This window comes from Mesorhizobium sp. WSM4822 (assembly GCF_055811155.1).
Genome location: NZ_JBVVQM010000014.1, coordinates 151,037 through 173,711, shown reverse-complemented (window position 1 = coordinate 173,711; position 22,675 = coordinate 151,037). Strand labels below are relative to the sequence as shown.

19 protein-coding genes are annotated in these 22,675 nt (G+C 62.5%); 10 read left to right on the top strand and 9 right to left on the bottom strand.

Features of this window, described 5'->3' with window-relative positions; all coding sequences use genetic code 11:
* Nucleotides 1–3: 3 nt before the first annotated feature.
* The 4 genes from AC0L3E_RS28115 to AC0L3E_RS28100 form a co-directional block, all read right to left on the bottom strand.
* Nucleotides 4–2,022 (bottom strand): PAS domain S-box protein, encoded by a 2,019-nt coding sequence (locus tag AC0L3E_RS28115; protein ID WP_473606112.1) that lies wholly within the window; start codon nucleotides 2,020–2,022, stop codon nucleotides 4–6.
* 132 nt (nucleotides 2,023–2,154) lie between these two features.
* A complete protein-coding gene (locus tag AC0L3E_RS28110; protein ID WP_127331580.1) occupies nucleotides 2,155–2,793 on the bottom strand; it encodes an NrsF family protein in 639 nt (212 codons plus the stop codon).
* A gap of 1 nt (nucleotide 2,794) precedes the next feature.
* On the bottom strand, nucleotides 2,795–3,346 hold the full coding sequence (locus AC0L3E_RS28105) for a sigma-70 family RNA polymerase sigma factor (RefSeq protein ID WP_127379999.1): 552 nt from the start codon (nucleotides 3,344–3,346) through the stop codon (nucleotides 2,795–2,797).
* Between the two features lie 156 nt (nucleotides 3,347–3,502).
* Nucleotides 3,503–4,522 (bottom strand): hypothetical protein, encoded by a 1,020-nt coding sequence (locus AC0L3E_RS28100; RefSeq protein WP_473606111.1) that lies wholly within the window; start codon nucleotides 4,520–4,522, stop codon nucleotides 3,503–3,505.
* A gap of 90 nt (nucleotides 4,523–4,612) precedes the next feature.
* Between AC0L3E_RS28100 and AC0L3E_RS28095 the strand changes: the two genes are divergently transcribed.
* The 5 genes from AC0L3E_RS28095 (at nucleotide 4,613) to AC0L3E_RS28075 (ending at nucleotide 10,489) form a co-directional block, all read left to right on the top strand.
* Entirely contained in the window at nucleotides 4,613–5,266 is a 654-nt protein-coding gene (locus AC0L3E_RS28095) for an N-acetyltransferase (protein WP_127318816.1), read from the top strand.
* Nucleotides 5,263–6,489: a cytochrome P450 gene (locus tag AC0L3E_RS28090; protein WP_128309072.1), complete on the top strand. Its 1,227-nt coding sequence runs from the start codon at nucleotides 5,263–5,265 to the stop codon at nucleotides 6,487–6,489. The genes AC0L3E_RS28095 and AC0L3E_RS28090 overlap by 4 nt, the downstream gene beginning before the upstream one ends.
* A gap of 158 nt (nucleotides 6,490–6,647) precedes the next feature.
* A complete protein-coding gene (locus AC0L3E_RS28085) occupies nucleotides 6,648–7,655 on the top strand; it encodes an iron ABC transporter substrate-binding protein (RefSeq protein WP_127268508.1) in 1,008 nt (335 codons plus the stop codon).
* A gap of 174 nt (nucleotides 7,656–7,829) precedes the next feature.
* Nucleotides 7,830–9,410 carry an ABC transporter permease gene (locus AC0L3E_RS28080; RefSeq protein WP_164898727.1) on the top strand — a complete coding sequence of 527 codons (1,581 nt, stop codon included), beginning with the start codon at nucleotides 7,830–7,832 and terminating at the stop codon, nucleotides 9,408–9,410.
* Complete coding sequence (locus AC0L3E_RS28075) at nucleotides 9,407–10,489, top strand: ABC transporter ATP-binding protein (RefSeq protein ID WP_473606110.1); 1,083 nt, start codon at nucleotides 9,407–9,409, stop codon at nucleotides 10,487–10,489. The genes AC0L3E_RS28080 and AC0L3E_RS28075 overlap by 4 nt, the downstream gene beginning before the upstream one ends.
* A gap of 127 nt (nucleotides 10,490–10,616) precedes the next feature.
* On the opposite strand, the gene AC0L3E_RS28070 is transcribed toward AC0L3E_RS28075, so the two are convergent.
* The 4 genes from AC0L3E_RS28070 to ugpB form a co-directional block, all read right to left on the bottom strand.
* The gene (locus AC0L3E_RS28070) at nucleotides 10,617–11,684 is read right to left on the bottom strand and encodes a sn-glycerol-3-phosphate import ATP-binding protein UgpC (RefSeq protein ID WP_127268505.1); all 1,068 of its coding nucleotides are present in this window, start codon (nucleotides 11,682–11,684) and stop codon (nucleotides 10,617–10,619) included.
* 7 nt (nucleotides 11,685–11,691) lie between these two features.
* Nucleotides 11,692–12,540, bottom strand: coding sequence for a sn-glycerol-3-phosphate ABC transporter permease UgpE (gene ugpE / locus AC0L3E_RS28065; RefSeq protein WP_473606109.1), 849 nt, complete (start codon nucleotides 12,538–12,540; stop codon nucleotides 11,692–11,694).
* A gap of 9 nt (nucleotides 12,541–12,549) precedes the next feature.
* Nucleotides 12,550–13,434 carry a sn-glycerol-3-phosphate ABC transporter permease UgpA gene (ugpA, locus tag AC0L3E_RS28060; protein WP_023811118.1) on the bottom strand — a complete coding sequence of 295 codons (885 nt, stop codon included), beginning with the start codon at nucleotides 13,432–13,434 and terminating at the stop codon, nucleotides 12,550–12,552.
* 194 nt (nucleotides 13,435–13,628) lie between these two features.
* Entirely contained in the window at nucleotides 13,629–14,939 is a 1,311-nt protein-coding gene (gene ugpB, locus AC0L3E_RS28055) for a sn-glycerol-3-phosphate ABC transporter substrate-binding protein UgpB (protein ID WP_023811116.1), read from the bottom strand.
* A gap of 359 nt (nucleotides 14,940–15,298) precedes the next feature.
* On the opposite strand from ugpB, the gene AC0L3E_RS28050 reads away from it, so the two are divergent.
* The gene (locus AC0L3E_RS28050) at nucleotides 15,299–17,731 is read left to right on the top strand and encodes a sensor domain-containing diguanylate cyclase (protein ID WP_292455524.1); all 2,433 of its coding nucleotides are present in this window, start codon (nucleotides 15,299–15,301) and stop codon (nucleotides 17,729–17,731) included.
* Nucleotide 17,732: 1 nt separating this feature from the next.
* On the opposite strand, the gene tlpA is transcribed toward AC0L3E_RS28050, so the two are convergent.
* Entirely contained in the window at nucleotides 17,733–18,422 is a 690-nt protein-coding gene (gene tlpA, locus AC0L3E_RS28045) for a thiol:disulfide interchange protein TlpA (RefSeq protein ID WP_473606108.1), read from the bottom strand.
* Between the two features lie 35 nt (nucleotides 18,423–18,457).
* On the opposite strand from tlpA, the gene argH reads away from it, so the two are divergent.
* The 4 genes from argH (at nucleotide 18,458) to AC0L3E_RS28025 (ending at nucleotide 22,517) form a co-directional block, all read left to right on the top strand.
* Nucleotides 18,458–19,858 (top strand): argininosuccinate lyase, encoded by a 1,401-nt coding sequence (gene argH, locus AC0L3E_RS28040; RefSeq protein WP_127408624.1) that lies wholly within the window; start codon nucleotides 18,458–18,460, stop codon nucleotides 19,856–19,858.
* 139 nt (nucleotides 19,859–19,997) lie between these two features.
* The gene (lptM, locus tag AC0L3E_RS28035) at nucleotides 19,998–20,204 is read left to right on the top strand and encodes an LPS translocon maturation chaperone LptM (RefSeq protein WP_023811112.1); all 207 of its coding nucleotides are present in this window, start codon (nucleotides 19,998–20,000) and stop codon (nucleotides 20,202–20,204) included.
* 63 nt (nucleotides 20,205–20,267) lie between these two features.
* Nucleotides 20,268–21,536, top strand: a complete 1,269-nt coding sequence (gene lysA / locus AC0L3E_RS28030; protein WP_127331562.1) for a diaminopimelate decarboxylase — start codon at nucleotides 20,268–20,270, stop codon at nucleotides 21,534–21,536.
* A gap of 39 nt (nucleotides 21,537–21,575) precedes the next feature.
* Nucleotides 21,576–22,517, top strand: coding sequence for a threonine/serine dehydratase (locus tag AC0L3E_RS28025; RefSeq protein WP_352582059.1), 942 nt, complete (start codon nucleotides 21,576–21,578; stop codon nucleotides 22,515–22,517).
* Nucleotides 22,518–22,675: the final 158 nt, after the last annotated feature.

Sequence of the window (22,675 nt, the reverse complement as noted above, 5' to 3'; positions counted from 1 at the left end):
CGATCAGGAGGCCGCCGCTAGCGGCTCTGTCCGGCCCTCCACGATCCGTGCGTCGGACGCCACGGAGACACAGCCGCGGCCGGCCGCCTTGGCCGCATAGCAGGCCGCATCGGCTCTCGCGATGATCTCGTCGACCTCGCCGCAATTGGCATTGATCGCAGCCAGTCCGATGCTGGCGCCGATCACGTGAGGACGGCCGTCCCAGGTGAAGTCCAGCCCGCCGATCGCATCGATGATGGAGCGTGCCGCGATCTTGGCGCCGGCTGCCGAACCCGATTTCAGAATGACCGCGAATTCGTCGCCGCCGAGGCGAGCGACGATATCGTCTGGACCAAGCACGCCGCGAATCGCCTCGGCAACCCGCTTCAGCAGCGCGTCTCCCGCCGCGTGTCCGCCGGTGTCGTTGACCAGTTTGAAGTGGTCGAGATCGATGAACATGAACTGATGTCCGGCGCCTCCGACCGACTTCGTCGTGTCGGCGGTGCCGTCCTTGCGCGCCTGGCCGACCAGGTCTTCCATGGCGCGGATGAAGCTCGAGCGGTTGGCAAGGCCGGTCAGCGCATCGTGTGCCGCGGCGTGCGCCAGCTGGCGCTGCAGCGCGCGCGCATCGGTAAAGTCCTGGAAGACGATGACCAGCCCGCAGAATTCGTTCCGTTCGTTGATGATCGGCGACACCACCTGGCGGATGCTGCAGCGCGTGTCGTCGCGCCGGATCAGGACGGCGCGGCTGTTCTGGTCGGCGGGCGCATGAACGCCAACCGCGGGCCGGGTGACGCCGATCCTGTGCCCCGTCTCCTCGTCGACCGCCCAGTAGACATGGCCAAGCATCTTGCCGAGAGCCTCGCCGCCGGCAATCCCGGTCAGCTTTTCGGCGACCGGGTTCATGAAGGTGATACGGTTTGCGGCATCGGTGCAGATGACGGCATCGCCGATTGATTGCAGCGTCACCCTCAGCCGCTCCTTTTCGTCGGCAAGCATTGCCGCCGACACAGTAAGGCGCTCTTCGGCCTCCTTGCGGCGGGTGATGTCGGTCAGGCTGCCGATGGCCCTGATCAGCCGTCCATCCTCGTCGCGTTCGATGGCCTTGCCGCGGTCGAGTATCCACATCCAGTGGCCATCCTTGTGGCGCATCCTGAATTCGGCTTCAAAGAACGGTGTCTTGCCCTCGAGATGGGCGCGATCGGCTTCGGCGACAGTCTCGCGATCGTCGGGATGAATCATCGTCAGCCAGCGATCGGTGTCGCCATCGAGCTCGCCATCCGCATAGCCCAGCATCCTGACCCAGGTCGAGGAATAGGTCGTGCCCCCCTTGCGCATGTCGAGGTCCCAGACGCCTTGGCCGGCACCAGCCAGAGCAAAATTCCAACGCGTCTCCGCCTCGGCAATGCGCGCCTCGGCCTGCTTGCGCGCGTCGATGTTCTCGATTTGCGAGACGAGATAGAGCGGGCGGCCGCTGGTCTCATCGCGAATGACCGAACCGGCAAGATGGGCCCAGACGGGCGTTCCGTCCTTCCTGAGATAACGCTTCTCGAAGTGGAAGGAATTGACCGTGCCCGCCTTCAGATCGTCCATCGTCTCCCGCCCGATCAGCAGATCGTCGGGATGCGTGATCTGGAAGAAAGTCAGCGCCTCGATCTCTTCGCTTGTGTAGCCAAGCATGGCGGCGAAGGCCGGATTGGTTTGGCGGATGCGACCGTCGAGACCGACAACCACGATGCCGATCGCCGAATCCTCCATGGCGCGGCGGAAGCGCAGCTCGCTCTCGGCGATCTGCTGGCGATCCCTGCTGATCCTGCGGATAGACAGGGCGGCGAGGAACAGCGCGCCCGCCGCCACCGCCACCGCGATCTGCAGGCAGAGCCTCAACGCTTCGGTGCCGAAATCCAGGCTCGACAGCAGGATCGAGGTCGCCAGCACGCCCAGGCCGGCGACGAGCAACGCCAGCCCTGCATGCCCAAGAGATTTTCGGCTGGTCAATCCTCGCCACATCACGATACGTGCCACCCCCGTGCGCAAACGCATGTTCTCGCATCAACCTTGGCGGATCGATTTTAAGGAAAGGTTGCGTCCGGCATGCCGGCGTGGTCGCTAACCGGCAAACAATTGCCGGCATGATTAAGGATCGGTGCACGGGTCCGCGATCGCTGCGAAACGCTACCAGCGTATGAAAAACCGTCCGCCGAGCGCACCGAGCAATGCGAGCCCTGCGATCGCTGCCGTGTACCAGGTGGCGACGAAAAGCGGCGAGTCGTCGAAGCAGTGCGCGGCATAGAAGGTTGCCGCCAGCCCGCCGGCGAGCAGACCCGCCACCGCACCGGCAAGCACCGGCCGTGTCGGCGCGCCATAGCGCAGCATCCACAGGAAGATGGCAAGCGGGCCAATACCGATCAGCGGGATAAAGCCCATGCAGAGCATCATGTTGGAGCCGACCATCCGTGTACCCCACAGCGCCTCCGGCACCATGAAAAGCTCAAGAAGCACCGCCACGGCGACCAGCACGGGCGCCGCGGCCATCCAGGCCATTGCCCGGCCCGTCGAGGCGCCCGGCGTCGACAAGGCGCGGATCAGGGCGAAGGCGCTGACGGCCAGCACGATGGTGAAGACGAATTTGGAGAGGAAGCGCATCGTGTGAGCGGCCGCCATGAAGTCCGGGCGCGGGCCGATGGTCAGCAGGAATACGACGGCCGCGATCACCGCCCCCGCACCGGCGGCCAGCCACCAGGCCGACAGCAGCGGGATTGCCTTGCTGCTTGCGTCGGCGTCCAGCGCCTTGATGAGATCATCCGTCCTCATGTCATTCCCGCCCGAACCGCCCCTGCCCGAATCGCTTGGCTATCGCGGCAAGTCCGCGATGCAGCGACACACGCACCGCCGTCTCGCTGATGCCGAACTTCGCCGCCGTCTCACCGATGGACCGCCCTTCCACCGACACGGCCGAGACCACGGAGCGCTGTGCTGGCGACAGGCTGTCCAATGCCCGGTTGATGTCTCGCTCGCTGACGGTCTCGGTTTCCGGCTCGGCGAACGTCTCGGCGATATCGTCGACATCGATCTCGATGCGCCGTCCTCGCCGCCGGAACGCATCGATCAGCTTGAAGCGGGCGATCGCGTAGATCCACGGCAACACCGGCGCATCCTGGCGCCAGGTATGTCGTTTTACATGAATGGCCAGCAAGGTTTCCTGCACGACATCCTCGGGATCGACCCCGCCCTGCACGATCTTGCGCCTGGCAAAACCGCGAACCAGCGCGGCAATCCGGTGCAGAAAGTCGGCGTAAGCCCTTTCATCTCCCGCGATCGCGGCCCGCATCAGCCGGGAAAGTTCGGCCTCGTCCTTGCCGCTCACAAGAGTTCACTCCCCCGAATTTCGCGTCTCGGCGCTGATTTGTTACGTGGCCGGCGAAATAATGTCCAAGCCAAACTATCGGCAAATCACGAAAGATTGCGGCACACCGCGCGCCGATCGCCAGTGCGATATTGCCCAGCGCTCTTGTTCGAGAACTCAAGGCTTGTCGCCGAACATGGCGTCCCGGAAAGACCTGAAGCCCTTTCGAACGGTCAGCTTCATCCGTCTGCGACGGTACTTGTTTTTCAGGCGGCCCAAGATCTGGAGATGTGTCTCATCGATAACCGGAGTGGATAGGGGATCGTTAGCATATGGCAGCTGTGCCAAGGCATCTGCATGCATGTTGGCGTAAGGCAACGAATCGTATCTGTCGAAGGGTGTGGGCGGGTCGTTCAATACAGTGGGATTGGTGTTGATCTCGAAAACCTGGATACGACCATCGACAATGGTGTAGTCGATCCTGCCATATGAGATCCCCGCCTTCTCGAAAATCGGCATCAGCTCTACCGCATGCGGATTGTCGCGCACAAAGGCGGTATGCTCGACCCGATGTTGCCCCGACATACCGCCTCCCTGTACCTTTATGAACCACTCCTTGCTGGCGAAGCAGTGTTGCGCATAACTGCGCTCGCCGATCCGATATGCCGAGTATTTTCGGTAGCTGCCATCGGCACCAGCCTTTGCTCCAAACTCCACCACTATGGGGCGAACAAAATTCATCGTACCCAGGTTCGAGAGCGCCTCGCCGAGTTCCGCTGGCGATTGCAACAGCGGCGGCACTTTATAAGCGGCGCCCGTCTCGTCACGCAGAAAGACAGGGAAACGCATTCCCGCCGGCAGACTTTCGGGTCTGTATACATTGAAATCATTGATGCCGTCCGCGAACAGCATACGCAACAGATCGAAACGCTGAAGGCTTTTTCGGGGATGGTTGAGTTGAAACAGATCAGGCTGCTGCGACTTCATCCGCTGGCTGAGATTGGAGCATGCTTCAATCTCTGCTTCGCTCAGTCGGTCCAAATCCGTCCAAAGAACGGTGCCTCTGGAAATCTCAACCAGATGCTCCCGTTCGTCATAGGGGACAAAGCGCACAGAACCCTGCAAATCTGTTCGAAAATAGAGTAGCAGGCTTGCCAGGGTATAGGCATGCAAGCGATGGCAAACATAGAAGATCATGAGACAACCCGCCCCTACTCATGCACTCATCAACAGCTGGTATCAGAAAATTATCGATTCGATATCGCAATTACGAGCCGCCTTTCGACGATGAAGATGATCGTATTTCAACAGCTTATGGCGGACGACGTTCCGGGCATGGCCGCGATGGAGGCCGCGGCCTGGGGACGACTCGGTGCCAGCGAAAAAACAATTCACCACCGGCTTTCGCTCGGGCATACAATGATCCTGGCCATGGTTGAGAACCTTGTTGCCGGCGCGATCTGCTTCGTGGAAACCAGCCAAGATCCGCACGATACGGGAAGGTTCCCCAAGACCTTCTCCGCCTACTCTTCGCTTGCCAGGAGCCAACCTGCACGGTCACTCTACGTGTACAATCTTGGTGTGCGACCCGAATTCCGCGGCACCGACATGGCACGCCGCCTGTTGTCGCAAATGTCTGACTATGGACGGCAGGTCGGTGCGCGTTGGTTGGTCGGCGACGGACGTTGCCCGTCCTACGCGGGAGCACAGGACGAGTTGCCCGACAAGGTTCGGCCGGATCCGGAATTTCGTCGGACCATCGACGATTGGCATCGGACCGGTGTCATGCCTTCGGTGGAATCCATAACGAGGGATCCGCTACTGCGGTTCTATAACCGTGTTCTCCGGTGCGAATTTCTACATCTCGCGTCCGATTTTCTACCTGAAGACATGAGTTCCGGCGGATTTCGCGTTATCTTTGCTGTCGATCTTGCCCGATGACAGATCAGGCTGATCTATTTGACCCCATCGCCCATGGCAGCGATGCGTTTCCCGAATTCGCCCGTCGTCGGAGTTCAGGAGGCGCCAGTTGGGGCAAACCTCCTTATCCCGAGGTCGGTGAAGCCTTCTACGTGTTCAGCCATGCGCTTGTTTCCCAGGCCTTGAAACACCCGCTGTTGCTGCAGGCACCGCCGGGCGCCTATCAGGAGGTCAGGCAAAAGATCAGCGCCAATCCGGCCCTGGACCTGTTGACCCGTTCCATGCTGCTGTCCGACCCGCCGCGGCACATGCGCCTGCGCCGCCCATTGGCTGGTTCGCTAAGCTTTTCCTCCAGCAACGGGCTATTCGACCGGCTTGCGGCCAAAGCGTCGGAACTTACGCAGGCAGCTGTACAAAAACCGGAGTTCGACGCGGTTCGTGATATAGGCCTGCCGCTAGCGTTTTCAGGCCTGGAACAGATCCTTGGTATCGACATGGACGATCCCTGGCGGATTGGCGCCGACGCACAGCTTATGGCCAACGCCCTGGAAATAAGGGCCGGCGGCGTAGACGAAGACGCAAACGATGCCTGCCGCCGGTTGGAGGCATGGGTATCCAGCGTGATAGAACACGGTACTGTGCGCCCAAACGGTATTTCAGCTCAGATGCTTGCCGAAGTCGAGGCTGGCCGCTGGCTGAGAGACGATGCCGTTGCAAACATCGTATTCCTGCTCTTTGCCGGGCAGGCGACAGTCGTCGATACCTTCGGCAATGCGCTGGTCGCGCTTGCACGCTTCCCAGAACAGCTTTCGCTGCTTGAAGATGGGAAAGTCAGTTGGTTTTCAGCAGCCGAAGAGCTGCTCCGTTTTTGCGCTCCGGTTCACTATGCCGGAGCGCGCATCGCCGCGGAAGATATGCAATTTGGTGGCGCAACCATAAAAGCCGGGCAGGCCGTCGTACCCGTGCTGGCGAGCGCCAATCGAGACATTTCTGTTTTCCCGGCGGGCGACCGGTTGGATTTGGGTTCCGGCATTTCGTCGGCCCTTGCCTTTGGCACCGGACTGCATGCCTGTCTGGGTCAACACGTCGCCCGGTTAGAAATAGCTGTACTGCTGGAGGCCTTGTTCACGCAGGCCAAAGGCTGGTGCTTGGACCTTCCCAGGGTCGTCAGGCGGCATTCGGTGCTTTTCCACGGTCTGCAAGCCGCCCCATTCATCCGGCCCGCGGATCAACCATCGGTTTGAATTCGGCACGCCATTCGCGTCCCTTCATACTTGGAATTGTGAGCCCGATATCAAGCGTTTGTGCTTCAGCGACCGATTGAAGCAGATCACCAATGTTGACTAAGCCTGTCAGGTATCGGTAGGTGAGCCGGTGCCAACCCGAACTTTAGGACAATGTCATGAAATATGCTCTTTCCACCCTCGCCGGCGCCACGGCGCTGGCAATCATGCTGATCGCCAGCCCGTCGATGGCCGAGGATGCCGGCATCATTGTCTATAACGCCCAGCACGAAAGCCTGACCAAGGCGTGGGCCGAAGGCTTCACCAAGGAAACGGGCATCAAGGTCACAGTGCGCAATGGCGGCGACAGCGACTTCTCCAATCAGATCGTCGCCGAGGGCACTGCTTCACCCGCAGACGTGTTCCTGACGGAAAACTCACCAGCCATGGCGCTGGTCGAGAGCGCCGGCCTGTTCGCGCCGGTCGATGCCGACACGTTGGCACAGGTTCCGCAGGACTATCAGCCGGCCAGCGGCAAATGGGTCGGCGTCGCCGCGCGCAGCACGGTCTTTGCCTACAACAAAACCAAGCTGACCGCCGACCAGCTGCCCAAGTCGATGCTTGACCTCGCCGATCCGAGCTGGAAGGGCCGTTGGGCCGCCTCCCCGTCGGGCGCCGATTTCCAGGCCATCGTCAGCGCCCTGCTCCAGCTCAAGGGCGAAGCCGCTACCGCCGACTGGCTGAAGGCGATGAAAACCAACTTCACCGCCTACAAGGGCAACAGCACAGTGATGAAGGCGGTCAATGCCGGCGAGATCGAAGGCGGCGTCATCTATCACTATTACTACTTCGGCGATCAGGCCAAGACCGGCGAAAACAGCAAGAATGTCGAGCTGCACTATTTCAAGAACCAGGATCCGGGCGCCTTCGTCTCGATCTCCGGCGGCGGCGTGCTGGCCTCCAGCAAGCATCCCAAGGAAGCCCAGGCGTTCCTGAAATGGCTGACCGGCAAGGGCGGTCAGGACGTGCTGAAAACAGGCGATTCCTTCGAATACGCGGTCGGCAAGGGTGCGGACTCCAACCCGAAGCTTGTGCCGCTCGCCGATCTGCAGGCGCCGAAGGTCGATGCCACGACGCTGAACTCCAAGAAGGTCACCGACCTGATGACGGCAGCCGGCTTGCTTTAGTTGCCATTCGTCCTAAAAGGACACCCGACCACGCTCCCGCGGGAATTCGCCTTCCGCGGGAGTGATTTTGTTTTTCGAGATGGCATTCGTCGATGACGACACGCTGTGTTCCCGACCGCGATCGCGGTCCTTCAATTGCTGCCGCTGGACGGCAACGGCACGGCGTCTGACCTGATGCAGTCCGCGGTCGATCTCGCGCGTTCGGGCCTGCCTTCGGGCACAGGCCGAAGGGCCCGGCGACGCGCACCGCTGTGGCTGGTCCTCGCCGCCATCTTCGTTGCGCTGCTGGCGCTGGTGCCGCTCGCCTTCATCATCTGGATCGCGGTGCAGACCGGCTGGGAAACCGTCGCGGCGCTGGTCTTCCGGCCGCGTGTCGGCGAGCTTCTGGTCAACACTGTCCTGCTGGTCGCGCTCTCGGTGCCGATCACCATCGTGCTGTCGGTTGCGCTGGCCTGGCTGACCGAGCGCAGCGACCTGCCGGGCGACCGGATCTGGTCCTGGCTGTGCGTGGCGCCGCTCGCCATCCCCGCCTTCGTCCACAGCTACGCCTGGATCACCATGGTGCCGGGACTGCACGGCCTGTGGGCCGGCGTGCTGGTTTCCGTTATCGCCTATTTCCCGTTCCTGTATCTGCCGGTGTCGGCGGCATTGCGCCGTCTCGATCCCGCCCTCGAGGACGCCGCCGCCGCACTCGGCCTTGGACCCCGACGCGTGTTCTGGCGGGTCGTGCTGCCGCAATTGCGGCTCGCCATCTGCGGCGGCTCGCTGCTGGTCGGCCTGCATCTGCTGGCCGAGTACGGCCTCTATGTCTTCATCCGCTTCGACACCTTCACCACGGCGATCGTCGACCAGTTCCAGTCGACCTTCAATGGACCGGCCGCCAACATGCTGGCCGGCGTGCTGGTCAGCTGCTGCTTCGTGCTGCTCGGCCTCGAAGTGCTGGTGCGCGGCGAGGAGCGCTATGCCCGCGTCGGCTCGGGTGCGGCGCGCCATCAGCAACGCGCAAGCCTCGGGCGCGCCACCATTCCGAGCCTGCTCTTGCTTGTCGTCACCACGCTTTTGGCGCTCGGCGTGCCGTTCGTCACCATCGGCGGCTGGCTTATCGCCGGCGGCGCCGCTGTCTGGCGCCTGGACGAGATCGGCCTGGCGCTTGGCCAGACGCTGTTCCTGGCGCTCGCCGGCGCCTTGCTCGCCACCGTCGCCGCCATGCCGATGGCCTGGATCTCGATCCGCGCCCCGGGGCCATTGCAGCGCCTGCTGGAGGGCTGCAACTACATTGTCGGCTCGTTGCCGGGGGTTGTCATAGCGCTGGCGCTGGTCACCATCACGGTGCGCATCGCGCTGCCGCTCTACCAGACCCTGTTCACCATCCTGGTGGCCTATGCGCTGATGTTCCTGCCACGCGCGCTGGTCAGCCTGCGGGCGTCGATCGCGCAGGCACCGGTCGAGCTCGAACGCGCCGCTTCCAGCCTCGGCCGCCGGCCGCTGCAGGCGCTGTGGTCGACGACGATCCGCCTGTCGGCGCCGGGTGCCGCGGCTGGCATGGCGCTGGTGGCGCTCGGCATCATGAACGAACTGACCGCTACCCAGATGCTGGCACCCAACGGCACCCGCACGCTGGCGATGGCGTTCTGGTCCTACAGCGGCGAGATTGATTATGCCTCCGCGGCACCTTACGCCTTCATCATGGTGGCGATGTCGCTGCCCTTGACCTGGCTGCTCTATGTCCAGTCGAAACGGATGGCCGGACGATGAGCTTTCTCGAAATTGGTGGCTTGCACAAGCAGTACGGCCCGGTGGCCGCCCTTGCCGGCGTCGACCTGAACGTCGCCAGCGGCAGCCGCACGGCGATTGTCGGTCCTTCCGGCTGCGGCAAGACGACCCTGCTGCGGCTGATTGCCGGCTTCGAGGCGCCGGACCAGGGGCACATCACGCTCGACGGTACGATATTGGCCAATGGCGGCGCTGCGGTGCCGGCATATCGGCGAGGCATCGGCGTGGTGGCGCAGGATGGTGCCCTGTTTCCGCATCTGACCATTGGCGACAATATCGGTTTCGGCATGCGTCGCGGCGAGGACAAGCGCACCGAGCGCATCGTCGAGCTCGCCTATATCGTCGGCCTCGACAAGGCGATCCTCAAGCGCCGCCCGCACGAGCTCTCCGGCGGCCAGCAGCAGCGCGTGGCGCTGGCTCGCGCCATGGCGATGAAGCCCAGGCTGATGCTTCTCGACGAGCCGTTCTCGGCGCTCGATACCGGCCTGCGCGCTTCGATGCGCAAGGCGGTGGCCGAGCTTCTGGAAGCTGCCGGCATCACCACCATCCTGGTGACGCACGACCAGGCCGAGGCGCTGTCCTTCGCCAGCCAGGTCGCGGTGATGCGCGACGGCAGGTTCTCGCAGATCGGCACGCCGCGCGAGCTCTATCTCAAGCCGAAGGACAGGATGATCGCCGAATTCCTTGGCGACGCCATCATCCTGCCGGCAAAGATATCGGATGGATTCGCCAACTCTCCGCTCGGCCGCATCGCGGTCGACACCAATGACAGCCGCGATATCGCCCGTATCATGCTTCGCCCGGAGCAGATCGCGCTGAAGAGAACGTCGCGCGAGGGCATGTCCGGCACCTCGGACATGCTGTTCGGCGAAGTGACGGAATCCGAATTCGCCGGCTCGATGTGCACGGTCGCGGTGCGGCTCTTGAACAATGCCGATCCGCCCGATGCGGCAGCGATCGGCAACACGCCGCTGGTCCTGCGCAAACCGGGCATGGACGCGCCGGCGGTCGGCGAGATCGTCCGGCTGACCGTATCGGGAAAGGCGCATGTCTTCGCCTGAACACCGTATGCTGGAGCAATTCTAGGAAACTGTGAAGCGGTTTTCCGTCTGGAATTGCGTCAAAACAAAGAGTTAGAGCAGCTCGCCGTTTCCGTGAAACGGTGAAACGCTCTGGGCATCTTTTGGATTAGCCGACGCGCTTTCCTGCCTGATCGAACCAGTGCAGCTTTTCTGCCTTGGCAACCACGCGCAATTGGTTGCCAACCGTGGCGGTGGCGCGACCCGCGACACGCACGACGATACGGTTGCCGCCTGCCGCACAGTGAAGGAAACTTTCGGCGCCTACCGGTTCGACTGCCTCGACCAGCGCCGGCAGGACGAGGGCGCCGGGCGGCGCCTCCGCATTGAAGGTGACGTCGGCATCCTCGGGCCGAAAACCGAGGGTCGCAGCTCTTGCCTCCCGAGGTGCGAAAGCGATCGCCGTGCCGTCTGCGAGCACCGCGCCCGAGGCGCTTTCGGTCAGTGCCAGGAGATTCATCGGCGGCGCGCCAATGAAGGAAGCGACGAAGGTCGAGGCCGGCCTTTCATAGATGTCGAGCGGCGCCCCCATTTGCTCGACCAGTCCGCCGTTCATGACGACGAGGATGTCGGCCAACGTCATCGCCTCGAGCTGGTCATGCGTGACATAGACCGACGTGACGCCAAGCGAGCGTTGCAGGTTCTTTATCTCGACGCGCATCTGGCCACGCAATTTGGCATCGAGATTGGAGAGCGGCTCGTCGAACAGGAAAACCCTCGGGTTGCGCACAATGGCACGACCCATGGCGACACGCTGGCGCTGGCCGCCGGAAAGCTCGCGCGGACGGCGGTCGAGTAGCGCCGAAAGTTCGAGTATTTTCGCCGTCGCGCGGACCCGGCTGTCGATCTCATCTTTCGGCGTGCCGCGGTTGCGCAGCCCATAGGCCATATTGTCGTAGACTTTCATATGCGGATAGAGCGCATAGTTCTGGAACACCATGGCGATGTCCCGCTCGGTCGGACCGATTGAGTTTACGATCTTGCCGTCGATCGCAACGGTTCCCGAGGAGATGGTTTCGAGCCCGGCGATCATCCTGAGCAGCGTGGACTTGCCGCAGCCCGATGGGCCGACCAGCACGCAAAGCTGCCTGTCGGGAACTGCGATTGAAACGCCCTTCACGGCCTCGAAACCGCTGGGGTAGACCTTCTTCACATCCTTCAGATCGACGGTCGCCATCAGCTTCTCACTTTTCGGAATCGACCAGGCCGCGAACGAACCAGCGTTGCATCAGCACCACGACCAGGATCGGCGGCACGATGGCCAGCATCGCTGTAACCATGACCAGGTGCCATTGCGTATCGGCATCGGCGAAGGAGACCATCTTTCTGAGCGCGATGACGATCGTGTTCATGTTGCTGCTGTTGGTGACGAGCAACGGCCACAGATACTGCGTCCAGCCATAAATGAAGAGGATGACGAACAGCGCCGCGATATTCGTCCGCGACAGCGGCAACAGGATATCGAAGAAGAAGCGCCACGGCCCCGCACCGTCAACACGCGCCGCCTCCACCAGCTCACCTGGAATGGTCATGAAAAACTGTCGAAACAGCAATGTGGCGGTGGCGGAGGCGATCAGCGGGATGATCAGGCCGGCATAGGTGTCGATCATGCCGAGATCGACCATCACCTTGTAGGTCGGCAGGATGCGCACCTCGACGGGAAGCATCAAGGTGATGAAGATCAGCCAGAAGAAGGTCATGCGCAGCGGAAAGCGGAAAAATACGATCGCGTAGGCCGACAGGATCGAGATGAAGATCTTTCCCACCGCGATGCCGAGCGCCATGATCGTCGTGTTGAGCAGCAGCCTGCCGACGCTGACGCCGCCGATACGGCCGACACCGCCGAACAGCGCTTCGGTGTAATTGTTCCAGAACTGATCGCCGGGCAGGAGCGGCAATGGCGGCCTGAGGATCGTTTGCAGCGTCTGCGTCGAGGCAACGAACGTGTAGTAGATCGGGAAAGCAACGGTCAATATGCCGAGGATCAGCACGGCGTGGGCGATGACGGTGCGGAGCGGTGACTGGCCGATCATCGCTCGCCCTCAGCCGTAATGGACTTTGCGTTCCACATAGCGGAACTGGATGGCCGTGAGCGAGATGACGATGACCATCAGGATGACCGACTGCGCCGCCGAGTCACCGAGGATCAGATTGACGAAGCCGTCATTGTAGACCTTGTAGACCAGCGTTTCAGTCGTCTTGCCCGGACCGCCCCCGGTGACGGCATGGACGATGCCGAACGTGTCGAACAGGGCATAGACGGTGTTGACGACCAGCAGGAAGAAGGTCGTCGGCGCAAGCAGCGGGAAGACGATGGTCCAGAATCGCTTGGTCTCGCCGGCGCCGTCCATGGCCGCCGCCTCGATCAAGGCTTTCGGCACCGCCTGCAGGCCGGCGACGAAGAACAGGAAATTGTAGCTGATCTGCTTCCAGGCAGCGGCGGACACCAGCAGGATCATGGCGTGGGTGCCGTTGAGCAGTGGGTCCCAGGCGATGCCGAAACTCCTCAGCATGTAGGCCAGCGACCCGATCGACGGGTTAAAGAGGAACAGCCACAGCATACCGGCGATCGCCGGCGCCACTGCGTAGGGCCAGATCAAGAGCGTGCGGTAGAGACCTTTGCCGCGCACCACCTTCTCTGCCATGACCGCAAGCAGGAGCGCCACGCACATGGCCACGATAGCGGTCGCAAGGGAAAACACCACCGTGACCTTGATCGAGTTCAGGTAGGCCGGATCGGCAAGCACTTTCCTGAAATTGGCGAACCAGACGAACTTGGTCCTCAGTCCGAACGGATCCTGCCTGAGCATGGATTGGTAGAACGCCTGGCCGGCCGGCCAGTAGAAAAACACGAGCGTGATGGCCAGTTGCGGCGCCACCAGCAGGTAGGGAAGGATCTTGTTGGGAAACACGACGCGAGGGGTCATGGAGCCATTCCGAGGTGATGAGGCGGGCGGCACGATGTGGCATCCCTCTTCGCCAACATGGCTTTGACGAGCGTTTCGGATTGGGCATCATCGACCGTTGGCGAAATCGCAAGGGACGGCAAAACTCCCCTCGCCGAGGGGAGATGCCTGGCAGGACAGGTGGATGCGCCGTAGAGCAAGGACCTGCGCTCGCTCTAATTCCCCAGCGCTTCCTTGATCGCCGCATTGCCACGCGTAACCGCATTGTCGAGCGCCTGCTGCGCGGTTTGCTGGCCGGCGAGCATCTTTTCGAACTCCTCGTTCTGGATATCGCGCACCTGCGGCAGGTTCGGCAGACGTACGCCCTTGGAATTGTCGGTCGGCGCCTTACCCGTCATCTGCAGGATCGGGGTCTCGCGACCGACGTTCTTGTCATAGAAACCGGACTTCTTGGTCGCTTCATAGGCGGCAAGCGTTACCGGCAGATAACCCGACTTCTGGTGCAGGTATTCTTGCACCTCGGTCTTCGACAGGTAGGCGAAGAAGGCCGCGACGCCCTTGTATTCCTCGTCGGATTTATCAGCGAAAACCCACAGGCTGGCGCCACCCGGCGTCGTGTTCTGCGGTGCGCCCTTGGCGTCGCTGTCATAGGGCAATTGGCCAATGCCGTAATTCATGCCGGACTTGACGATATCGCCAAGGCCGCCGGAGGATTCGGTCATGATCCCGCATTCGCCAGCGAGGAAGATCTGCTTGGCTTCGGAGGTGCGGCCGCCATATTTGAAGGTGCCGTCCTTGGCGAGGTCCGCCAGCGCCTGGAAGTGGTTGACGAAAATCGGCGCATTGATCTTGAGCTCGACATCGCCGCCGGCCAGACCGTTCTGCTGGGTGGCCCATGACACGTCATTCCAGGCCGCGAAATTCTCCAGATGGATCCAGGTCAGCCAGGTCGAGGTGTAGCCGCAGGCGGCCGCGCCGCTCGCCTTGATCTTCTTGGCGTCTTCCCACACCTCATTCCAGGTCTTGGGTGGGCTGTCGACGTCGAGACCAGCCTTCTTGAAGATATCCTTGTTGTAATAAAGGATCGGCGAGGAGGAGTTGTAGGGGAAAGAGAGCATGGTGCCGTCCGGCTTCGAATAATAGCCGACTATGCCTGGCAGATACTGGCTCTTGTCGAAGGTCATTCCAGCGCTGGTCAACACATCGGCTGCCGGCTTGATTGCGCCTTCGGCCGCCATCATCACGCCGGTGCCGACGTCGAACACCTGCATGATGTCGGGCGCCTGGCCGGCACGGTAGGCGGCGATGCCGGCATTCAGCGTCTCGGGGTAGGTGCCTTTGAACACCGGAACGAGTTCATAGTCGCTCTGGCTGGCATTGAAATCTTTGGAGATCTTGTCGACAACTTCGGCATTGGCGCCAGTCATGGCGTGCCACCAACTGATCTGCGTGACAGCAAAAGCGGAGGTTGAGGAAAGCAGCATAAAGGTGGCGGCAACACCGGCCGCGAAGCCGAAGGACTTCATGTTTCATCTCCCGTTTGTCATTGGCGAAAGGGGCACTCCCGCAAAGGCAATATGTGTCGCTCATGACAATCAGACAACGGTTTTGTTGCAGATCGACGAACTTCACCCCTTTACCTCACGCCACCTCGCCTCCGCTTGGACGCATGGAAAGCCACACGGTTAGCCGGCTTAGCGCGACGACAAGCGCCAGGAACCACCGTCGGAACTGCCAAGCTGCCTTTCGGGGTGGCAGCCTTGATTGCAGCCGCTGCAACCCGAAGAGACACGCCAAGGTTGCAGGCGACTTTATCGATCCCTCAACGGCAAAGCGCTACTCAATCCTGCTGCCCTGTTTATTTCCAAAGATCAGGTGAAATAAAATGCTGACGGTCTACAATTGTATCGTCAACGAACACGATCTGAGACTGGTCGCACTCGCCGCGCTGATCTGCGGAATTTCCTGTTTCTCTGCCGTCAACCTGCTTCATCACATAAGCCGCTCCACCGATCGGAACCGGCTTGCCTGGCTGATGATCGCGGCCACTTCGACCGGCTTCGGCATCTGGGCAACGCACTTCATCGCCATGCTCGCATTCACACCGGGCATACCCAGTGCTTACGATCCCGCACTTTCCGTGCTTTCGCTCGCTGCTTCGGTCACTCTGACGGCAGCCGGCATGTGGATCGCCACCTTGCGGAATGAGTTCGACTATCATCTCGTCGGCGGCGCCGTGCTGGGCGGCGGTATCGCGGCCATGCACTACATCGGTATGGCGGCGTTCGAGGTTCAGGGCCGCATCGAGTGGAACCTGTTGCTTGTCGCCGTTTCCCTTCTGGCCGGCGTGACGCTCGCGGCGCTGGCGCTGCGTGTCGTGCAGCGCCGTCCCTCCTTGAAGGCGACATCCGGCGGCGCGGTGCTGCTGACGCTGGCAATCTGCACCCTGCATTTCATCGGCATGGGTGCTGTCTCGATCTTCCCCGATCCCTCGATCGTCATATCCGAATACACGATCGAGCCGACCTCGCAGGCTTTCGCCGCCGCTGCCGCCACATTGGTGATCCTGGTCCTGTCGGCATCGGCGCTGTGGATCGATTTGCGCTTCCGTCGCCAGAAGCTCGAGGTCGACCGCATGCACGGTCTGGCCAATGCCGCCGTGGAGGGGCTGATCGTCTGCGACGGCCACCGCATCATCAGTGCCAATGACAGCATGGCGACATTGACGGGCATCGCAACAGCGACGCTGAACGGAATGCAGCTTGGCGATCTCTTCGGATCCGACATGTCGGGCTTCGGCGAACAGCCGCAGGAGGCCGAATTGAGCGGCCGCGATGGCACGAGCATTCCTGTCGAGCTGATCGCCAGGAGCATCGACTATTGTGGCAAGCCTCACAACGTGGTTGCGGTCCGAGACATTCGCGAGCGCAAGAAGGCGGAACAGGAGATCCTGCGCCTTGCCCATTTCGATCCATTGACCGGACTGGCCAATCGCCGCAGCTTTTCCGGCCGGCTGGAGACGGAAATTGCTGCGATGGGCCGGACCAGGAAAGGCGGTCAGCTTGCGCTTCTGCTGCTCGATCTCGACCGGTTCAAGGAGGTCAACGATCTGTATGGGCACGGCGCGGGCGACGCCATGCTGCAGAAGGTTGCGCACTGCGTTACCGGCATTCTTCGCCAAGGGCAGATGGTGGCGCGGCTGGGCGGCGATGAGTTCGCCATCATCGCGCCGAACCTGACCGACCCGTTGGAGGCGGGCCGTATCGCCAACGCCGTGCTGACCGCCATGCGCGAGGAAAACCGGCTCTCGGTCGGCGGCGGCCTGGTGTCGGCCAGCATCGGCATTGCGCTTTATCCATCGGATGCCGAAAACCAGGCCAGCCTGATAAGCCACGCCGATACCGCGCTCTACCGGGCCAAGACCGAAGGCAAGGACACCTACCGCTATTTCGAAGCTTCGATGGGGGCCGAGGCCCGCGACAAGCGCGTGATGGAGCACGAACTGCGCCAGGCGGTCGCGCGCCAGGAGTTCTACCTCGTCTACCAGCCGCAGAAGGAGATCAGCAGCGGGAAGATGGTCGGTTTCGAAGCGCTGGTCCGGTGGCGGCATCCGACGCGCGGCGACGTCTCGCCGAGCATATTCATCCCGGTCGCCGAAGACAGCGGCGCCATTGGCCAGATTGGCGAATGGGTGCTGACGGCCGCCTGCGAGGAAGCCGCCCGCTGGGAAAATCCGCTGACGGTGGCCGTCAACGTTTCGGCGGTGCAGCTCCACAACACGAATTTCAGCCGTAAGGTCCACGAAACCTTGCTGAATTCCGGCCTGGCGCCCGGCAGGCTCGAGCTTGAGATCACCGAGACGGCGCTTGTCAAGGACATGCCGCGGGCATTGGCCACCTTGCGGCAGGTCAAGGCGCTGGGCGTGCGCGTCGCAATGGACGATTTTGGAACCGGCTATTCCTCGCTCTCCAACCTTCGCGCCTTTCCCTTCGACAAGATCAAGATCGATGGCTCATTCATCAAGTCCGTCGACAAGAACGGCCAGGTCGCGGCGATCGTGCGCGCCGTCCTGGGACTTGGACGCGGGCTCGGCCTGCCGGTTCTGGCGGAGGGTGTCGAGACGCTCGGCGAACTGAAGTTCCTGGACGCCGAAGCCTGCGAGATCGGCCAGGGCTACTATATCGGCAAGCCGGCTCTCATCGAGGAATTCGGCGATCTGACCGGCGTCGTCGCACCCGCTGCCGGCAGCAAACCCGCCAGCCTGCGCGACAGAAGCGTTCTGGCCTTCGCGCCCGCACCCGCGCTAGCCACACGCTAGACTACAGGCTCTCGGGCTTGAGTGCCGTCTCGACCAGCCGCCTGGCGTCCGGCCCCGACCATTCGGCCGGGCCGTTCATGTGGGCGATCAGGCAGCCCTCGCCGTCGATCAGCATGGTGACGGGAAGGCCTAGCGCCAAGCCGCGCTTCTTGAGGTCGTTGAACAGCGTCATCGTCGAATCCCGGTAATAGCCGAGCGTCGCGACGCCGGTATCGCTGAGGAACTTCTTCGGCTTCACATCGTCGCCGGCATCGACGTTGACGGCGACCACTTCAAAGGAGTCGCTGCCCTTTTCCTTCTGCAGCGCATCGAGCGCCGGCATTTCGGCACGGCACGGCGCGCACCACGTCGCCCACAGATTGAGCAGCACCGTCTTGCCGGCATGATCGGCAAGCGTCATCGGCTTGCCCTCCGGACCATTGAAGGCAAGGCTCTTCAGGGATTGAGGCGGATCGGCCGGCAAAAGTGCCGCAACCTCACCGGTGGCCGACGCCGCGACTTTCTTGGCGCGGTCGCTCTTGGCCGCGCAGGTCACGTCGTCCCTGCTGTCACCCACGGCAGCTTGTGCCGGTGCATTGTTGCCAGACCGGCTCTCGCTGACATATACCGCGACCGCGCCCGCCAGCGCGCCCGCCACCAAGGCGGCGAGGATCAGGCGCGGGGCCGGGAAGAATCTACTACCGTCTGCCATTTTCTCAAAACTGCTCCGAAGCACGGGTTATAGCCATGAGCGACAAGAAAACCAGCAACCAGATGTGGGGCGGACGTTTTGCCTCGGGTCCGGCCGCGATCATGGAAGCGATCAACGCGTCTATCTCCTTCGACCGCAAACTCTATGCGCAGGACATCAAAGGCTCGATCGCCCATAGCGAGATGCTGGCGCAAACGGGCATTATTTCGGCGGCCGACCAAGAAAAAATCGCTGACGGGCTGAACACGATCCTGAAAGAGATCGAGGCCGGCAGCTTCGAGTTTTCGACACGGCTCGAAGACATCCACATGAACATCGAGGCGCGCCTCGCCGATCTGATCGGCCCGGCGGCCGGCCGGCTGCACACCGCCCGCTCGCGCAATGATCAAGTCGCGGTCGATTTGCGGCTGTGGGTCAAGGATGAATGCTTTCGCGTCGCCGAGGCGTTGAAAGGGCTGATCGAGGCGCTGCTGGAGCGGGCCGAGGAGCATGCCGCGACCGTGATGCCGGGCTTTACCCATATGCAGGCGGCCCAGCCGGTGACCTTCGGCCATCACTGCATGGCCTATGTCGAGATGTTTTCGCGCGACCTGTCGCGCGTGCGCGATGCGATCGAGCGGATGGATGAAAGCCCGCTCGGTGCCGCCGCACTTGCCGGCACCAGCTTCCCGATCGACCGCCACCGGACCGCCAAGGCGCTCGGCTTCCGCGAGCCGATGCGCAATTCGCTCGACAGCGTCTCGGATCGCGATTTCGCGCTCGAGTTCCTCGGCGTGGCGGCGATCTGCGCCACGCATCTGTCACGGCTCGCCGAAGAGATCATCATCTGGTCGACGCCGCAGTTCGGCTTCGTCAGGCTGTCGGACTCGTTTTCCACCGGCTCCTCCATCATGCCGCAGAAGAAGAACCCCGATGCCGCCGAACTGGTGCGCGGCAAGACCGGCCGCGTCACCGGTCATCTGGTCGGCCTGCTGACGGTGATGAAGGGCATGCCTTTGACCTATGGCAAGGATATGCAGGAAGACAAGGAATCGGTGTTCGACGCCGCCGAGACGCTCGACCTGATGCTGGCGGCGATGACCGGCATGGTCTCGGACATGACGGTCAACGCGGCCGCGATGAAGAAGGCCGCCGGCTCCGGCCACGCGACAGCAACCGACCTTGCCGACTGGCTGGTGCGCACGCTCGGCCTGCCGTTCCGCGAGGCGCATCATGTCACCGGCCGGGCGGTGGCGCTGGCCGAAGACAGGAAGGTGGGGCTGGAGAAGCTTTCACTGGAGGATTTGCAGTCGATCAATTCCGGCATCACGGCCGACATATTTTCGGTGCTGGCGGTGCAGAACTCGGTCAAGAGCCGCACCAGTTTCGGCGGCACCGCGCCGTCGGAAGTGAGGAAGCAGATCCGTGCCTGGAAAAAGCGGCTGGCGAAAGCGTAATGCCGGATATTCCGCAGTAATATCCCGGATATTGCGACGGGCAATATCTCGGATATTGCGACGAGCAATATCCGGGGTGCAATGCGCCGAGAACTCGGCTAAAAGCGGCGGCTGACAAACGTTTCGGACGGATGGATCGATGACCGGAAGCAGGATTTTGGTGACGCTGACGCTGCTGGTTGCGATCGCGGCCGTTTCGGCCTGCGGCAGGAGGGGCGCTCTCGACACGCCGTATGAGGCGGCCGTGCAGGCGCGCAAGGATGCCTCAAAGGCCCACCAGCCCGTGCCGCCGGAGCCGGAAAAACCGGTCAAGGACAAGAAATTCATCCTCGACCCGCTGATCTAGAGCCGACGAGAGCCGGGCCTTTCAACCCGATCTCATCGCGCCCCAACTTCCGGAACCACTCTCGTGAACCATTTCGACTACCGCGACGGCGTGCTCCATGCCGAGGACGTGGCGATCCCCGACATCGCCGCACAGATCGGCACGCCATTCTACTGCTATTCGACGGCGACCCTGACCAGGCACTACCGGGTGTTTGCCCAGTCCTTTGCCGGGCTCGACGCGCTGGTCTGCTACGCCATGAAGGCCAATTCCAACCAGGCCGTGCTGCGGACGCTGGCCAAGCTCGGCGCCGGCGCCGACGTGGTTTCGGAAGGTGAATTGCGCCGGGCGCTGGCCGCCGGCATTCCGGCCGGCAAGATCCTGTTTTCGGGCGTCGGCAAGACCGCGCGCGAAATGGACTTTGCCCTTGCCGCCGGCATCCTTTGCTTCAACGTCGAATCCGAGCCTGAACTCGAGCTGTTGTCGGCGCGAGCCACCGCCCTTGGCAAGGTGGCGTCGATCTCGCTGCGCATCAATCCCGACGTCGACGCCAAGACCCACAAGAAGATCTCCACCGGCAAGGCCGAGAACAAGTTCGGCATCCCGTGGCAGCGGGCGCGGCAGGTTTATGCCCGCGCGGCAAAGCTTCCCGGCATCAGGATCACCGGCATCGATACCCATATCGGCAGCCAGATCACCGAGCTGCAGCCCTTCGACGATGCCTTCGCCCTGCTTGTCGATCTGGTCGGCGCGCTGCGGGCGGACGGCCATGCCATCGAGCATATCGATGTCGGCGGCGGGCTCGGCATTCCCTACCGCATCGACAACAACCCGCCGCCGCTGCCCGACGCCTATGCCCAGATCGTCAGGAAGCATGTCACCAAGCTCGGGCTGAAGGTGATGTTCGAGCCTGGCCGGCTGATATCGGGCAATGCCGGCATCCTCGTCTCGGAAGTGATTTTCGTGAAGGAAGGCGACGCCAAGAACTTCCTCGTCGTTGATGCCGCCATGAACGATCTCATCCGGCCGACGCTCTACGACGCCTTCCACGACATCCGTCCGGTCGTGCAGCCGCCGGCCGACACGCCGCGCATGATGGTCGACGTGGTCGGCCCGGTCTGCGAGACCGGCGACTATATCGGCCTGGACCGCGATCTGCCCAGGCTGAAGGCCGGCGACCTGATTGCCGTCTCCACCGCCGGCGCCTATGGCGCGGTGCAGGCCGGCACCTACAACACCCGCCTGCTGGTGCCGGAGGTGCTGGTCGACGGCGACCGGTTCCACATCGTGCGCCCACGCCCGACCTATGACGACCTGATTGGGCTGGATTCGATGCCCGACTGGCTTGCATAGGAGCGCCGGAAACACACCTACCCGTCCCAGGGAGCAATCATGACGAACGGCATCACCGTCACACGCGAGCGCATTGCCGCGATGGAACCGCGCATCCGCCCCTATATCAGGCACACGCCGGTGCTGCGCGTCGACATGGCCGACTTCGATCAGCCGCCGCTGGCCGTCGACCTGAAGCTCGAATGCCTGCAGCATTCCGGCTCGTTCAAGGCGCGCGGCGCCTTCACCAATCTCCTGGAGCGGCCGGTTCCCGACGCCGGTGTCGTAGCGGCATCGGGCGGCAACCATGGCGCGGCCGTCGCCTATGCCGCCATGCGGCTCGGCCACAAGGCGACCATCTTCGTTCCCGAAGTGAGCCCGCCAGCCAAACTGGAGCGAATCCGCTCCTACGGCGCCGAACTGATCGTCGGCGGCGCCCGCTACGCCGAGGCGCTGGCGGCCAGCGAACGGTTCGCCGAGGAGACCGGCGCCTTGCAGATCCATGCCTTCAACCAGGAGGAAACGCTCGTCGGCCAGGGCACGCTCGGGCTCGAAATTGAGAGCGATTTGCCTAAGATCGACACGCTGCTGGTCGCTGTCGGCGGCGGCGGCCTGATCGGCGGCATCGCTGCCTGGTTTACCGGCCGCATCCGTATCATCGCCGTCGAGCCGGAAGGAGCGCCGACGCTTCATCGCGCCTTCGAGGCCGGACACCCCGTCGACGCGCCGGCCGAGGGTATCGCCGCCGATTCGCTGGCGCCAAAGCGCGTCGGCGAAATGATGTTCCCGATTGCCGAAGCCTTTGTCGAACGCTCGATCCTGGTCAGTGACGACGACATCATCGCCGCGCAGAAGGCGCTGTGGAACCGGGCCCGCATCATCTCCGAGCCGGGTGGCGCCGCCGCCTTTGCCGCGGTCCTGTCGGGCCGCTATGCGCCGGCGGCGGGCGAACGGGTCGCCGTGCTGGTCTGCGGAGCGAACGCGGACCCCGCTACCTTCTAAAGGGCCTGCTGCCTTCTAAAGGGTATGCAGGATGGAACTATAACGGTCCACTTCACGTTTTTCCGAACTGCCTCGCCTTTGCCGTGTTTGCTGGTATTCTTTGAGTCGTGAGGCGTCGGGCTATCCTGCCCGCTCCACAGCATGATTTCGAAAAGTGA